This window comes from Streptomyces sp. NPDC058335, assembly GCF_042723915.1.
Classification (GTDB): Bacteria; Actinomycetota; Actinomycetes; order Streptomycetales; family Streptomycetaceae; genus Streptomyces.
Genome location: NZ_JBHXHX010000015.1, coordinates 142624 through 157826 on the forward strand (window position 1 = coordinate 142624; position 15203 = coordinate 157826).

The following is a 15203-nucleotide window of genomic DNA, read 5'->3' on the forward strand; positions in this document are numbered from 1 at the left end:
CCTCGATGCTGCCCCGCAAGGAAGTCAGAGGAGTTCCATGGGACGCAACACACGTAAACGCCGTTCGTCGATGGCCAACAAGGCCATAGCCGCGTCGGCGGCCCTAGCGCTCGGTGGGGGCGGGCTGATCTGGGCGAACTTCTACGCTTCTGCGCACGAGTCGAAGAACTCGTCGCAGAACCAGACCAAGGCCGCTGCCGCGCAGGTGGCCACCATCTCCTGCCCCGATGTCGGGCAGAAGTTGACGAACGTGCCCAGCGGGGCACGCTCGGGGGTCGACAGGGAGCTGGCGAACCTCGACAAGCAGATCACCGAGGCCTACGCCCGGCTCGCCTCCACGCGCCAGGCGCAGACCAATGACACCGGTTTCGTCCAGAACGCGATCGTCGGCCCCCTCAAGGACAAGAGGACCGCCACGATCGACCGGATCCGCATCAACATCCAGCGCGCGGGCGGCCAGGTCCAGGACCTGAGCCAGCTCTCCGCCTGCACGACGCAGGGCGCGCAGACCAATGCCGGCGAGGCCGGCGGCGACCAGAACGGTGGCCAGCAGGGCGGCGGCCAGCAGGGCGGTGGCGACCAGAACGGTGGCGAGCAGGGTGGCGGCCAGCAGGACGGCGGCCAGGGCAACGGTCAGCAGGGCAGCGGTGGCCAGGCCGGTAACGGCCCGGCGGCGGCGGACTTCGTCGACATCACCAAGGTCCAGCGGAACGCCCAGCTCGGCGTGGGCGCCAACGGTCTCGCCGCGAACGGCAACGGCGGATCGCGCGGCACCTTCACCAGCGTCTGCGGCACCAACGGCAACGACAACCACAACACGGACAACGTGATCGTCGCCCCCGGTGTCACCAACGGCGCGCACCACCTGCACGACTACGTCGGCAACCAGAACAACGACGCGTTCGCCAGCGACCAGGAGCTGGCGGCTGCCGAGACCAGCTGCCAGAACCAGGGCGACAAGTCGTCGTACTTCTGGCCGGTGCTGCGTCTCCAGGACGGTTCGCAGGACTTCGACCAGAACAACGACGGCGGCGGCAAGGAGGGCAACGTCGGCAAGATCCTCCAGCCGGCCCAGGCCCAGCTGAAGTTCGTCGGCAACAAGCGGGGCAAGGTCGTCGCGATGCCGACGGCGCTGCGCATCATCACCGGTGATGCCAAGGCCTTCGTCAACGGTGTCGGCAACGCCAACGTCAACTGGAGCTGCACCGGCTTCGAGAACAAGGTGCAGCTGGAGGACAAGTACCCGATCTGCCCGCAGGGCAGCCAGGTCGTCCGTACGACCAACTTCCAGAGCTGCTGGGACGGCCAGAACATCGACAGCGCCAACCACCGCACGCACGTCGCGTTCGTCCAGGCCAACGGAAGCTGTGCAAACGGTTTCAAGGCGATCCCGCAGCTCCAGGTCCGCCTGGTCTACAACGTCCCGGCGCCCAAGCTCCAGAACGGCACGGTGGTGAACCCGTACGCGGTCGACTCCTTCCCGGAGAACCTGCACAAGCCGATCACCGACCACAACGACTTCATCAACTTCTTCTCCCAGAACACGATGAACAAGATGGTCAACTGCATCAACACCGGCAAGAAGTGCAAGTAGGTCCAGGTCTGACAGCACACTGAAAGGCCGGCGGTGAGGATTCCTCACCGCCGGCCTTTCGGTATGCGTTTCCCGGTACGTTTCCGTATCCGTAAGCGTTTCCGTCCGTGTTTCCGTCCGCCTCTCCGGAAATTCAGTGTCCGGAGTGCGTCGCGCCCTCCGACGGCTCGTGCGCGGAGTGGTCCGTGCCCTCCTCGATGTCACCGCCGAGCGTGTCCCGCAGCGCCGTGACGGTGCTGGTCTCCTCGCCCACGGCCACCCACTTGCGGCCGACCAGGTAGTGACCGCCGTAGTCCTTGGCGCCGTTGATCCACTCGCGCTGGCCGCGGTCGGTGGCGAACGTCAGCAGGATGAACTTGCCGTCGGCGTTCTTGCAGAGCGCCTGACGGAGTTCGTCGGCGTCGGTCTGCATGTCGGGCGTGCACTTCACCTCGGCGGCCAGGTGCTCCAGGCTGCCGGTCGCGGTCACCGGGACGCTGTTCTCCGTGCTGCCGTCGGAACCACAGCCCGTCAGCACCAGCGCCGCCGCCGCGGCGGCCGCCGTCACCGCGAGCATCGGTCGGGTCACCTTCATCTGTTCCTCCCTGCGAGAGCCTCGCTCTGGATACGGCTCCCGCGCGCGGTGCGCTCAAAATACCCGGTGCGGCCTCCGGGGCGGCGGGGCGAGGGTGACCCGGTGACCCGAGACCGGGAAGACCGCCCGGCCGCCGCCTGGGCCACCTTCGACGACCGTCCGGACACGAACACGGCCGCCTTCCGGGCCGTGCTCGACGCGCTCGTCGCCGAGCCGCCGCCGGACAGCCCGCTCGCCCGTTCGAGCAGGGCGGCGCGTGGGACTCCACCGGCCACTCGGAGACTGCGGTCCCGCTGCACCGGGAGGCGCCGGCCCGCGGCCTCGACGGCTGCCGGTGCAGGCGGGCGAAGATCCAACTCGCCGGTTCGCTGCGGAACTCCGGCCGGGCGGAGCACGGAGTCAAGCTGCCGACCCCGAACGGAACGCTCCGTCCGACGAGTTGCACGACACTCTGCGCGCCTGTCCGGCCCTGTGCCTGCCCGGCCCGGGACGCGACCGCGAGGGCCTCTCGCTGGTCCTGGAAGTTCTGGCCCCCCATCTGCCGCGCTACCAGCGGCAGATGGGGGGCCACGCGCGAGCGCTGGTGGCGGAGTAGCCGCGAAGAAGCGCGAAGAGGCCCCCATGGGTCCCGGAGCGAGCGGCCCGGCCGGGGTGACCATCCCCCGGCTCGCTCGTTCTGCTGGACGTGCAGTCACAGGATGTCGCCCCGCGCCCCGCACCCGGTTCCCCCGCCGACCGGATCGTCGACGTCGAGCAGGCCGAGGCCGCGCTCGTCGAGCACTACCCGCGTCTGGTCCGGCTCGCCTATCTGGTGCTGCCACCCCGCCTCGGCCGCGGCAGGCGTGTCCTCACCGCCCACGCCCTCGTCCAGCGCGCGCTGCCCCGGCGCCGCACCTCGGCCCCGGTCATCCCCTCCCAGTCCACCGCCCGCGACGGCGACCCGGGCTACGCCTACGTCCGTCTCCAGGTCGTCCGTACGGCGCTGGAGGCGGGCCTGCCGCTGCGGCGCCGGGCCCTGCCCAGGCGCGCCCAACTGCCGCCGCTGCTGCCGCAGGTGTGGGGGTTGCGCCTCTTCCCGCGCTCCGGCGGCGCCGACGAACTCGCCCTGGACCAGCGGCTGTCCGCGCTGTCGGGCCCGGCCCGCGCCGCCTACGTCCTGCGCGGCCTGGAGAAACTCCCCGACGGCGACGTGCGCGAGGTGCTGACCGAGGCCGGCGTCGACGACGTGGACGCCGCCCTGCGGGGGGCCGACACGGTCGCCGCGCAGTACGCGCTGCTCGACTCCCCCGAGTTCGACCCCTGCTCGCTCCAGGCCCGCCCCACCGACCTGATGCGGCGCCGCCAGCACACCAGGGCGGCGCTCGCCGCGGCGGCCGCACTCGCCGTGTGCGGCGCCCTGGTCGCGCTGCCCGGCGGCGGCTGGGGACCCGACGGAGCGGCCGCCCCGGTGTACGCGCAGAACCCGGCGGCCGAGGCCGCCCTCGACCCCGGGCGGCTGGTGAAGATCCCCCCCGCCGCCTGGAAGACCTCCGCGCGCACCGACTTCTCCGTCTGGCCCGCGCGCGGCGACCTCACCGGCGACGACGCGCTGCTGCGCCGCGCCCTCGCCGTCTGGGCCCGCCCCGGCGAGCAGGTCCGCGTCTCGTCGACGCCCGGCACCCCGTCCGGCGGCCCCGCCGGCCCGCCCCAGCTGCTGTACGCGGGCGATGTCGACACGGCCCGCGTGGTCATCCTGTACGACGGTCTGCGCATCGCCCGCTACGCCGAGCCGAAGAACGGCACGGCGGGGGCGGCGCTGGACTTCGCGCGGGTGGACGGCGCGACCGGCGCCGAGGCGGCGGCGGTGGTCCTGGACCGGGCCGACGGCAACGTCCGCTATCTGACGGCCCCCTGGGTGTCGAAGGCGGCCGAGCGGGACCTGTCGAAGCCGGGCGCCGGAGTGATGGACCTGCCCCTGACCGAGGGCATCACCTCGCCGCTGTCCAGCCCCGCCACCCGCCCCGGCGCCTGCACCACGTGGAACGTGCTCCAGGTGACCGACGCCTCCGGGTCGTATCTGCTGAGCGACCTCGGTGAGCTGGTGCCCGCCCGGCTGACCGCGGGCCGGCCCACCGCGCCGAAGGAGGCCACGGGCGCGGAGGCGCTGCGCACCTGGGCGCCGTTCGCCTGCTCGCTGGGCGAGGTCCGTGCGCAGGGTGTGCGGTCGGTCAACGCCTGGGCGTATGCGCGCCAGCCGCTGCCCGACGCGGGCGGACAGGCCGGGTGGGTGTGCACGCGCGCCGACACCTGGCGGGGCGACGGGAGCCGGGTGCTGGCCCAGTTCCACACGCCGGGCGGGCTGTTCGGGGCGGTCACGGCGCAGGCCGGGGACGTGCCGGCCTGCGGTCCGCGGGACCCGCATGTGCTGGCCGGGGTGCTGTGGAAGTCCGAGGCGGGCACCTGGTACCTCCTCGCCGCCGGTGACAAGGACACCGAGTCGGTGCGGACGACGGGCGGGGTGCGCGCGTCCGGGAAGGGCAGCCTGCTGGCCGTACCGACGAAGCAGGGCGCGCAGGCCGGGCTGGAGGGGACGCTGGAGGGCGGGCGGTCGATCCGCGGGCTGCGCTGAGGAGTCGGCCGTGCCGTCCGTCGTGCCGTCGTCCGTGCCGTCGTCCGTGCCGTCGTCCGTGCCGTCGTCCGTGAAGCAGTCCCCGAAGCAGTCCGCGAAGTTGAGCGTGCACAGGGGTTCACCCTCGCGCTACCCGTCAGTACATTGACGCCATGTCTAACAAGAAGGGCGTCCGGACGCCCCAGCCGGTCAAGGACGAAGGCGTCGCGCTCAAGGCGCGGAAGGTGTCCTTCTCCTGGGAGGACACCCCGCTGCACTGGGTGCCGGGGGATCCCTTCGCCACGCACACCATCAACGTGCTGCACCTGCTGCTGCCGGCCGGTGAGCGGTGGTTCGTTCACGTGTACAAGCAGGTGCTGCCGTACATCCGGGACGAGCGGCTGCGCGAGGACGTCATCGGGTTCATCGGGCAGGAGGCCATGCACTCCCAGGCCCACGACGAGGTGCTGCCGCACCTGAGGGAGCTGGGGCTCGATCCGACGCCGTACACCGCGCAGGTCGACTGGTTCTTCGAGAAGCTGCTGGGGGACCGGACGCTGCCGCCGGGGCGGGCGCGCCGCTGGTGGCTGCTGGAGCGGGTGGCGCTGATCGCGGCCATCGAGCACTACACGGCGTTCCTCGGCGACTGGGTGCTCAACGCCGGGGAGCTGGACCGGCGGGGCGCCGATCCGACCATGCTGGACCTGCTGCGCTGGCACGGCGCGGAGGAGGTCGAGCACCGCTCGGTCGCCTTCGACCTGTTCACGCACGTCGACGGCGGCTACCGGCGGCGGGTGCGGACCTGGGCGATCGCGTTCGCCGCGCTGGTGTTCCTGTGGCAGCGCGGGGCCAGGTTCTTCATGGAGAACGATCCGACGCTGGTCGACGGCCGCGCCTCCTTCAGGGCGTTCTACGTGCGCGGCCGGCGGGGCACGCTGCCGGCGACCGGCGCGCTGCTGAGGTCGGTCCCGCGCTATCTGAGCCGCACGTACCACCCCTCCCAGGAGGCGTCGACGGCGCAGGCGGTGGCCTATCTGGCCTCCTCCCCCGCCGCGCTGGCCGCCGAGGCCGCCACCGCGACGGTCGACACCGACACCGACACCGACACCGACACCGACGGCAGGGGAGCCGCGTGATGCCGAAGCCGCTGACCGTCGTCGCCGTCGCGGGTGCCGCGCTGCTGGTGCGGCGGGCGCTGCGGCGCCGTGTCCAGGGATCGCCGCTGTGGCCGATGCCGGCCCTCGACGAGCCGGTGTCCGGGCGGCCCCGGTCGCGGGCACTGCGGCTGCTGCTGGCCTCGCACGAGACCGTCGCCGAGGGGGTCGTCCAACTCCGGCTGGAAGGGCGGGGTCTGCCGCGCTGGGAGCCGGGAGCGCATCTGGACCTCGTGCTGCCGTCGGGGCTGGTGCGGCAGTACTCGCTGTGCGGGGACCCGGCGGACGGTTCGTCGTACACCGTCGCCACCCGGCTCGTCGAGGACGGGCGGGGTGGTTCCCGGGAGGTGCACGAGCTGCTCCAGGCGGGCATGGAGATCGAGGTGCGAGGGCCGCGCAACCGCTTTCCGCTCGTCGACGCCCCCGCCTATGTGTTCGTGGCGGGCGGCATCGGCATCACGCCGATCCTGCCGATGCTGCGGGCCCTGCCGGACGGCGCCGAGTGGCGGCTGCTGTACGGCGGGCGGACGCGGGCCTCGATGCCGTATCTGGAGGAGGTCCGCGCGCTCGGGGCGGGGCGGGTGACCGTGGTCGCCGGGGACGAGGACGGGCGGCCCGACCTGGACGCGCTGTTCGCCGGCCTGCCCGAGAAGGCCGCGGTCTACTGCTGCGGGCCCGAAGGGCTCCTGGCGGCCGTGGCGGAACGGGTGCCGGACGTCCGGTTCGAGCGGTTCACCGCCGGGGTGGTCAGCGGCGGCGCCTTCGAGGTCGAACTGCACCGTGCCGGCCGGGTGTTGACGGTCCCGGCGGACTCCTCCGTGCTGGCCGCGGTGCGGGCCGAGCTGCCGGACACGGCGTACTCGTGCGAGCAGGGTTTCTGCGGGACCTGCCAGCAGCGGGTTCTGGAGGGCGAGGTGGAGCACCGGGACGAGTTGCTGACCGACGCGGAGCGTGGCGACTCGATGCTGATCTGTGTGTCCCGGTCCCGGAGTGACCGTCTGGTGCTCGACATGTGAGAACGCCGTGCGAACACCACGGCCGGTCCGGTCCGTTCACGTCCGGATTCGATCGGTAAGGTGTTCGTATGACTACCGGGGTTCGCCGCAGAATGGGAGTGGAGGAGCGGCGGCAGCAGCTGATCGGCGTCGCTCTCGAACTCTTCGCCCGTCGTTCCCCCGACGAGGTCTCCATCGACGAGATAGCGGCGGCCGCGGGCATCTCGCGGCCGCTCGTCTATCACTACTTCCCCGGCAAACTCAGCCTGTACGAGGCCGCGTTGAAGCGGGCCTCGGAGGATCTGGCGAGCCGGTTCGCCGAGCCGCACGAGGGGCCGCTGGGGGCCCGGCTGCTGCGGGTGATGCGCCGGTACTTCGACTTCGTCGACGCCCACGGCCCCGGCTTCTCGGCCCTGATGCGCGGCGGCCCGGCGGTCGGCTCCTCCACCACGAACGCGCTGATCGACTCCGTGCGCCAGGCCGCCTACGAGCAGATCCTGGCGCATCTGGAGGTCGCCGAGGCGCCCCCGCGGCTCGAACTGATCGTCCGCTCCTGGATCTCGCTCGCCGAGTCGACCGCGCTGATCTGGCTGGACGGGCGGCGCATCCCGCGCGAGGAGCTGGAGGTCAAGCTCGTGCGCGACTTCGCCGCCCTGACCGCCGTCACCGCCGCCTACGACGAGGAACTGCGCGCCCTGCTGCGGCCGGCCCTGGGCAAGGAACCGGCCGACGGCCCGTTCGGCGACCTGATGACCCGGCTGATCGCGCTGGCGTCGTAGGACCGGCCGGCTGCCCGCCGCCTACTCCTCGTACTTGCGGTACGACGGGTCGAGGTCGCGTACCTCGGCGGAGGCGTGCAGGGCCAGTTCCGCGGCCGGCTTCACGTGTTGCCGCAGCAGTTCCAGTACCGCCTCGGTGAGCTTGGCCTTGGTCTCCTCGGTGCGGCCGGCCAGCAGTGCGATGTGGACGTGCACGATGGCGTGGCCCTCGGTGTCGGGGCCGACGGTGGCGTCCTCGGTGCGGCGGAACCGCGTCTTGCAGGCCGGCGGCTTCGCGGCGGCGATCTCGACCACGGCACCGTGCAGCGCGGTGGCGAAGCCGGGCCGGTCGAAGTCGTCGGCGAGCCGGTCGGAGTAGTCGACGGTGATCTGCGGCATGGGCACCCCTTCTGGACGGCCCGGTGGTGGGCGACGGAGGTCAGCCTATTGCGCGAGCCGCAGCGCCAGCATGGCGATGTCGTCCTCACGTTCGTGGCCGAAGCAGTCGAGCAGGGTGTCGCACAGGGCGTCCAGTCCGGGCAGCGCGCCGGTGGCGGCGGCGCGCAGGTGTTCCATCGACACGGCGAGGTCGGTGCCCCTGGTCTCGATCAGGCCGTCGGTGACCATGAGGAGCCGGTCGGTGGGGTCGAGGACCAGTTCGGTGGGCGGCGGGTGGGGCACGCCGAGGCCGAGGAGCGGGCCGGAGGCCTTGGCGTAGTCGGCGCCCTCTCCGTCGCGGATGATCAGCGGCGGGATGTGGCCGGCGTTGGCGATGCGGACGCGGCCGGTGCCGGGGTCGATCAGTACCAGGCAGAGGGTGGCGGTGACCTCGGGGTGGTAGTGCTGGAGCATCCGGTCCAGGCGCTCGGCGAGCACGGCCGGGTCGCTCTCCTCGACGCAGTGGGCGCGCAGCGCGTGCCGGATCTCGACCATGACGGTGGCCGCCTCCAGCGAGTGCCCGACGACGTCGCCGACCGCGGCCAGGTGCCCCTCGGGGGTGCGCAGGGCGGCGTAGAAGTCGCCGCCGATCTCGGCCTCCCGTGAGGCGGGCACATAGCGGACGGCGACCTCGACGCCCGGCAGTTCGGGCAGCCGGTGCGGCTGGGGGAGGAAGCTGTGCTGGAGGGTGAGGGCGACGTGCCGCTCGACCTGGTACATGAGGAGCGGTTCGGCGGCGAGGACGGTGGCCTGGGCGAGCCGGGCCACCAGGGCCTCCTTCTCCGGGTCGACGCGGCGTACGCCCCGGGTGGGGGTGGCCAGGCACACCGCGGCCCGGCCGTCACCGGTGGGGATCAGTGCGAGGCGGGCGTCGTGCTCCACGCCGGGCCGGAAGAACCCGGCGGGCCACAGCGGTGCGGGCACGGTGGTGATCTGCACCCCGGTCTGGCCGCGGGTCAGCCGGCGGAGCAGGGCGGCGACGGTGCGGTGGGCACCGGTGTCGGGCGGCGCGAGCGAGGTGCGGTCGCGGGAGGTGCCGCGGTACAGCTCGTCGTCGGGGCCGAGGACGAAGACGGCGGCGGGGCCAGCGGTGAGCCGGGCGGTGCCGTCGGCGGCGGCGTCGGCGAGTTCCTGAGGGGAACGGGCCGCCTGGACGGCGACGATCGTCTCCGACAGCAGGGACAGCCGCCGGGCCAGCGCCTGGTCGTCGGCGCGCAGCCGGGCGGCACGTACGGCGGCCCGGACGACGGCGTCGACCTCCCCGGGCTCGGCGGGCATCGCCAGATGGGCATCGCCGCCCGCGTCCAGTCCCTGCCAGCGGTCCCCCGGGGCGAGGGCGGCGGCGGAGAAGTGCACGACGGGCAGCCCGGCCATGTGCGGGCGGGCCTTGATCCGGCGGCACAGGTCGAAACCGCTCATGTCGGGCAGGTCGACGTCAATGAGGGCCACGTCGGGCAGCGTGCCCTCGCGCAGCCGTACGTCGAGTTCGGCGAGTGCCGCCCGGCCGGTGGTGGCGGTGACGACCTGGTGGCCGGCCCTTCGCAACAGCTTGGCCATGGCGAACCGGCCGGCCGTGGTGTCGTCCACGACCAGTACGGTCACCTCGGTCCGCCTGCCGTTGGCGTCCATCCCTCGACTCCCGGACACACCGGTGGAGCAGACCCGGTTCCCGGTCTGCTCCACCAAGGTAATGCGATGTCAGGAAGTGCGGGTGAAAACGGCGACGGTTCGTGCCGGAACGGTGAAGGTGCCGGTCGGCGCCGCGTAGGCCGCGGTCCGGACGGTGGGGTCGGCTCCGGCGGCCTGCACCGGGTGCAGGCGGTATCCGGTCCCGGCCAGTGCGGCGACGCGCTGCTCCTGGGCGTCGGGCGTCGCGTTGAACACGACGACCAGGTCACCGAGTTCCATGGTGATCACGCCGGGTGTCTCGTCCTTGCCGGACAGCGGGAAGGAGAGGGCCGACTGCACCTGGGCGGCCGTGCCGAGGGAGAACGCCTTCTCCGTCGTACGGATCCTCAGCAGGTCCTGATAGGCGGCGGAGGTGCCGTCGATCTGGGCGCAGCCGACCGCGACCTTGGTCAACAGGGGTTTGGCGTACGGCCACTTGGCGGCGTTGTCGGCGGCCGGGGGCAGTCCGCGGGCGAAGCCGTTGCCGTCGGCGCAGTTCCAGTGGATCGCGTTGAACCAGTCGCCGCTGTCGTAGGAGTTGCGGTCCAGGGACTTCGAGCGCAGCAGGTCGGTGCCGGCCTGGGAGAGCGCCGGGCCCTGCGAGAGGGTGGCCGTGGCCATCGCCAGGACCTGCATGCGGGCCCGCTCGGCGGCGGAGGTGTCCGCCGGGAGCTTGAAGGCGAGGGCGTCGAACAGTGACTCGTTGTCGTGGGCGTCGGCGTAGGCGAGGGCGTCGCCGGGGGCGTCCGCGTAGCCGGCCGGGGCGCCGTTGTAGTCGACCTGGGCGCCGGTGACCTCCTTGCCGCCGGTGTCGGTGAACCGGTAGGCGGCGAGGTTGCCGCTCAGCCCGACCTTGATGAGGTCCTGGTAGTGCAGCAGGCGGGCCTTCTGCTCCGCCGGAGTGCCGTTGTCGCCGGCCGGGTTGGGGTCGGTGTAGAGGCCGGACGCGAAGCCCTGCACGCCCGGGTCCTCGTCGAAGGGGCCGCCGCCGCGGACGGCGTCTCGGGCCCGGTCGGAGAAGGTGGCGATGCCCGTCCCGGCCATGTTCTTCTGCGTGGCCTGGACGAAGCGGGCGTCGTCGGCGACCTCGCCGAAGTTCCAGCCCTCGCCGTACAGGATGATCTTCTTGCCGTCGACGCCGTCCTTGGCCGGGGTGAGCGCGTCGAGCGCCTTCCTGACGGCGAGGATGTTGGCCTTGGGGTGGTGGCCCATGAGGTCGAAGCGGAAGCCGTCGACCTTGTACTCCTTGGCCCAGGTGACGAGGGAGTCGACGACCAGCTTGCCCATCATGGCGTTCTCGGTGGCCGTGTTGGCGCAGCAGGTGCTGTTGGCGACCGAGCCGTCGGCGAGGAGGCGCTGGTAGTAGCCGGGCACGACCTTGTCGAGCACGCTGGTGGACGCCTGTCCGGCGGCGGCGGTGTGGTTGTAGACGACGTCCATGACGACGCGCAGGCCGTCCTGGTTCAGCGCCTTGACCATCTCGCGGAACTCGACGGTACGGGCCGTGCCGTCGGGGTCGCTCGCGTAGGAGCCCTCGGGGACCGTGTAGTGGTAGGGGTCGTACCCCCAGTTGTAGGCGTCCTTGGCGGCGGCCCCGGCCACGCACTCCTGCTGCTTGTCGGAGTCGGCCGGGTAGGAGGCGAGGTCGCAGTCGACGGTCGCCTGGTCGGCCTTCCTCTCGGGGATGGTGGCGATGTCGAAGGCGGGCAGGAGGTGGACGTACGAGGTGCCCGACTTCGCCAGTTCCCGCAGGTGCCTGGAGCCGTCGCTGTCCCGGTCGGTGAAGGCGAGGTAGGTGCCGGGGTCGGCGGCCGTCCGGTCGGCCACCGAGAAGTCCCGGACGTGCAGTTCCTGGATCTGGGCGTCCTGGAGGGGGACGGCCGCGGGCTTCGCAAGCTTCGACCAGCCCTTGGGCGCGAGGGACTTGTCGGCCAGGTCGACGACCAGGCTGCGCTCGGAGTTCGCGGTCAGGGCGACCGAGTAGGGGTCGGTGACCTTGTTGGTGACGACCTGGCGGACGCTGGGCGCCCACACCGTGACGGCGTACCGGTAGGGCTTGTTCTTCCAGGACTTCGGGCCGGTCACGGACCAGACGCCGGTGGTGTCGTTCCGCTTCATCCTGACGGTGGAGCCGTCGATCTCCAGGGTCACCTTCTGCGCGGTCGGCGCCCAGACGGCCAGGGTGGGACGGCCGTCGCGGAACGTGGGGCCGAGGTGGGCCTTCGTGGCGGCCGCGTAGAGGTCGTCGAGGGCCCCCGCGGTCTGCACGCCGGTGGCCGCGAGGACGGCGCCGTTCACGGCCCGCTGGGAGGCGACGACCTGGCCGCGGAGGGCCTCGCGGACGCGGTCGCGGTCACGGGGGTCGACGGTCCAGGCGGTGTGGTCCTTCAGGTGCGGGTACTTCGCCTTCTGGGCGTCGGTGAGCGTGCTCCTCGTCAGCCGCAGCCAGCGCTGGTCGGCGCCGGTGAGCGCGCCGTCCTGCACGGTGATCGAGCCGGTGCGGGAGTACGGCAACTGGGTGGAGGCGGCCGCGTCGGAGCCGTTCCAGGCGACGGTGTTCCGGTCGATCCACACCGCCTTCGACGTGGTCAGGTCGAGTGCGGCGGCGGAGCCGGCGGGCTGCGGCAGGAGGTACTTCTCCTGCCCGTTCAGGAGCCACACCTCGTGGCCGTCGGCCGTGAGGTCCAGCGACTGGTCGGTGGGGAGGTCCTTCTCGTCGCCGTTGTGGAGGATGTAGCTGAGGCTGGTGGCGCCCTCGGTGAGGGGCACCTCGAAGACCGCGCCGTAGCTGTCGGTCCGCACCGGCTTCAGCGGGTTCGACCACTCGGTGGGGTTCGCGGCGCCCGTCCAGGTGTGCAGGCCCCAGCCGTCGTAGGCGCCGTCGGCCCGGTGGTAGTGCAGGACGGCCTTGGTCCTGTCCTGCGCCGGCTGGTCGGGCCGTTCGGTGAGGACGGTCTCCTTGCCCTGTTCGATCCAGACCTCGCCGGTCCTGGTGACGTCGATGGTGCGGTCGGCGGAGACGTCCTTGTTGCCCTGCCCGTCGATGACGAGGAAGCCGACGCCGGTCGCGCCGGGCTTGAGCTTGACGTAGGCGAAGGCGCCGTACGCGTCACGGCCGGTGAAGGGGTGGCTGTCGGGCCAGTTCGTGGACTCGCCGTCGGCGAGGTCGCCCCAGGCGTACAGGCCCCAGTTCGCGTAGTCGCCGTCCGTGCGCTTGTAGTGGACGACCGCGTAGTCGCGGGAGGAGGCGGTGGGGGTCTCGGGCACGGGCGGGGTGCCGGTGGTGGAGGCGGCGGTCGCGCTCGCCGTGCGTCCGGCCGAGTCGATCACGACGGCCTTGTAGCGCAGGGCCGTCCGCGCCGGTACGTCCTTGCCGATGACCTGCGTGACCTTGTACGGGGCGTGATCGGCGGAACCCAGCGTCTTCCACGGGCCGTTGCCGGTCTGGGCGGCGAAGACGACGCGGTTGAGCTGTCCCCCGTCGACGTCGGCGCTCAGCTCGACGGTGCCGGTGGCTCCGGCGGCCGGGGCCTTCAGGGTGACGGTCGGCTCGGTGGCCGGCGGGGCGGGCCTTCCGGCCGCCTTGAGGACGATCGCCGAGCCCGCCGGGACGGTGACGGTGATCTTCTTGCCGGCGTCGGAGGTGACCTGGGTGTCCGTGCCGTAGACGCCGCCGAAGCGCATGCCCGCCGAACCGGTGGCGAAGGTCGCCGTCTCGGCCTCGCTCGCGTTGTTGAAGGCGACGACGTACTCGGTGCCGTTCTTCGCGTCGGTGCGGGAGAAGGCGTAGACGCCCGCGCCGTCGGCCGCGTACCGCTCGGTCTGGACGCCGTCGGTGAGGGCCGGGTTGGCCTTGCGGAGCTGGGAGAGGGCGCTGATCTGCCGGTAGAGCGGGGCTCCGGTGTCGTAGGCGTCGCTCGCGTGGGTGCGGTCGGTGCCGATCTCGTCGTCGTCGAGGTAGTCGGCGGTCTTCGACGCGAACATCGTCTGGCGGGCGTCCTTGTCGCCGCCCGCGCCGGTGAAGCCCTGCTCGTCGCCGTAGTAGACGACGGGGTTGCCGCGGCTGAGGAACATCAGCTCGTTGGCGAGCCGGTCCCTGGCGAGGAGTTCGGCGTCCGTGGCCTTCGGGTTGTCCTGGTGCAGGAAGTGGCCGACGCGGCCCATGTCGTGGTTGCCGAGGAAGGTCACCTGCTCGTAGGCGTTGGCCTTGTCGGTGGTGTACCGGTAGTCGTCACCGAAGACGGAGGCCAGCTTCTTCGCGCTGCCGCTCTGCGAGGCGTACTGGCGGGCCGCCTCCTGGAAGGGGAAGTCGAGGGTGGCGTCGAGGCGGCCCTGGGTGACGTACGGAGAGGTGACGGCGGTGTCTGCGGAGTAGACCTCGCCGAACATGAAGAAGTCGTCGCGGCCCCGCTTCGCCGCGTAGGCGTCGAGGGCGGTGGCCCACTGGGTCCAGAACTCCATGTTCACGTGCTTGACGGTGTCGATGCGGAAGCCGTCGACACCGAAGTCCCGCACCCAGCGCTGGTAGATCCTCTCCATGCCCCGGACGACCTCGGGGCGCTCGGTCCACAGGTCGTCGAGACCGGAGAAGTCGCCGTACGCCGAACTCTCGCCGGCGAAGGTGGAGTCGCCCCGGTTGTGGTACATCGTGGGGTCGTTGAGCCAGGAGGGAACCTTGAGGTCCTTCTTCGCCGACGGCACGGTGGGCGTGCGCGGGAACGAGTCGGCGTCGGCCTCGGGGAAGTCCTTCGTCCCCGCGTGGTCGGCGTCGTCGAAGGGCTCGCCGTCCTCGGTCAGGTACGGGAAGGCGCCCTTGGCGAGGTAGCCGTAGGACTTCTCCTCGTAGTCGACGACGTCGGCGGTGTGGTTGGTGATGACGTCGAAGAAGACCTTCATCCCCTTGGCGTGCGCCTTGTCGATGAGGGTCTCGAGGTCCTCGTTGGTGCCGAAGTGCGGGTCGACCTGGGTGAAGTCGGTGATCCAGTAACCGTGGTAACCGGCCGACGCGTCGTTTCCGGTGCCCTGCACGGGCTGGTTCTTGAAGATGGGCGCCATCCACAGGGCGGTGGTGCCGAGGCCCTTGATGTAGTCCAGGCGCTGGGTCAGGCCCTTGAGGTCGCCGCCCTGGTAGAAGCCCTTGTCGGTGGGGTCGTAGCCGGTGGCGAGGCGCGAACCGGTCAGTCCGCCCTTGTCGTTGGCCGTGTCGCCGTTGGCGAAACGGTCCGGCAGGACGAAGTAGAACTGCTCGCGGGTGAGGTCGTGCCGGGCGGCGGTCTTCGCCAGCGCCGCGTCGGAGGGCGGCGGGGGCGGGGTGGCGGCGCGGGCCGCGAGGGGCTGCACGAGGGCTGCCGCGAGGGCGGCCGCGGTGACCGCGGCGACCCGTCCGGCATGGGTGGTGCGGCGCGTCCCGGGCGCCGGCCATCTCGGTGTCACAG

The 15203-nt window shown here is 71.9% G+C and carries 9 protein-coding genes and 1 pseudogene; 6 read left to right on the top strand and 4 right to left on the bottom strand.

All coding sequences use genetic code 11. The features are described from left to right. Positions 1-37 precede the first annotated feature (37 nt). Complete coding sequence (locus ACFWJX_RS27845) at positions 38-1594, top strand: DUF1996 domain-containing protein (RefSeq protein ID WP_383248466.1); 1557 nt, start codon at positions 38-40, stop codon at positions 1592-1594. A gap of 133 nt (positions 1595-1727) precedes the next feature. Here the strand turns inward: ACFWJX_RS27845 and ACFWJX_RS27850 are convergent, their stop codons facing one another. Then, positions 1728-2168 (bottom strand): hypothetical protein, encoded by a 441-nt coding sequence (locus ACFWJX_RS27850; RefSeq protein ID WP_383248468.1) that lies wholly within the window; start codon positions 2166-2168, stop codon positions 1728-1730. 102 nt (positions 2169-2270) lie between these two features. Between ACFWJX_RS27850 and ACFWJX_RS27855 the strand changes: the two are divergent. From ACFWJX_RS27855 to ACFWJX_RS27875, 5 genes and pseudogenes are all read left to right on the top strand, one after another. Further along, positions 2271-2763: pseudogene (locus ACFWJX_RS27855) on the top strand (tetratricopeptide repeat protein). A 90-nt stretch (positions 2764-2853) separates the two neighbouring features. Further along, on the top strand, positions 2854-4776 hold the full coding sequence (locus tag ACFWJX_RS27860) for a hypothetical protein (RefSeq protein ID WP_383248470.1): 1923 nt from the start codon (positions 2854-2856) through the stop codon (positions 4774-4776). A gap of 152 nt (positions 4777-4928) precedes the next feature. Beyond that, positions 4929-5891: a metal-dependent hydrolase gene (locus ACFWJX_RS27865; RefSeq protein WP_383248472.1), complete on the top strand. Its 963-nt coding sequence runs from the start codon at positions 4929-4931 to the stop codon at positions 5889-5891. Then, entirely contained in the window at positions 5891-6925 is a 1035-nt protein-coding gene (locus ACFWJX_RS27870) for a PDR/VanB family oxidoreductase (protein ID WP_383248474.1), read from the top strand. Before ACFWJX_RS27865 ends, ACFWJX_RS27870 begins: the two co-directional genes overlap by 1 nt. 68 nt (positions 6926-6993) lie before the next feature. After that, positions 6994-7683, top strand: a complete 690-nt coding sequence (locus ACFWJX_RS27875; protein ID WP_383248476.1) for a TetR/AcrR family transcriptional regulator — start codon at positions 6994-6996, stop codon at positions 7681-7683. A 21-nt stretch (positions 7684-7704) separates the two neighbouring features. Here ACFWJX_RS27875 and ACFWJX_RS27880 read toward each other — a convergent pair whose 3' ends face one another. The 3 genes from ACFWJX_RS27880 to pulA all read right to left on the bottom strand — a co-directional run bounded on the left by ACFWJX_RS27880 (position 7705) and on the right by pulA (position 15201). Beyond that, on the bottom strand, positions 7705-8061 hold the full coding sequence (locus ACFWJX_RS27880) for a 5-carboxymethyl-2-hydroxymuconate Delta-isomerase (protein WP_383248478.1): 357 nt from the start codon (positions 8059-8061) through the stop codon (positions 7705-7707). Positions 8062-8106: 45 nt separating this feature from the next. Next, positions 8107-9729: a SpoIIE family protein phosphatase gene (locus ACFWJX_RS27885; RefSeq protein WP_383248480.1), complete on the bottom strand. Its 1623-nt coding sequence runs from the start codon at positions 9727-9729 to the stop codon at positions 8107-8109. 69 nt (positions 9730-9798) lie between these two features. Next, entirely contained in the window at positions 9799-15201 is a 5403-nt protein-coding gene (gene pulA / locus ACFWJX_RS27890) for a pullulanase-type alpha-1,6-glucosidase (RefSeq protein ID WP_383248482.1), read from the bottom strand. Between the last annotated feature and the right edge of the window lie 2 nt (positions 15202-15203).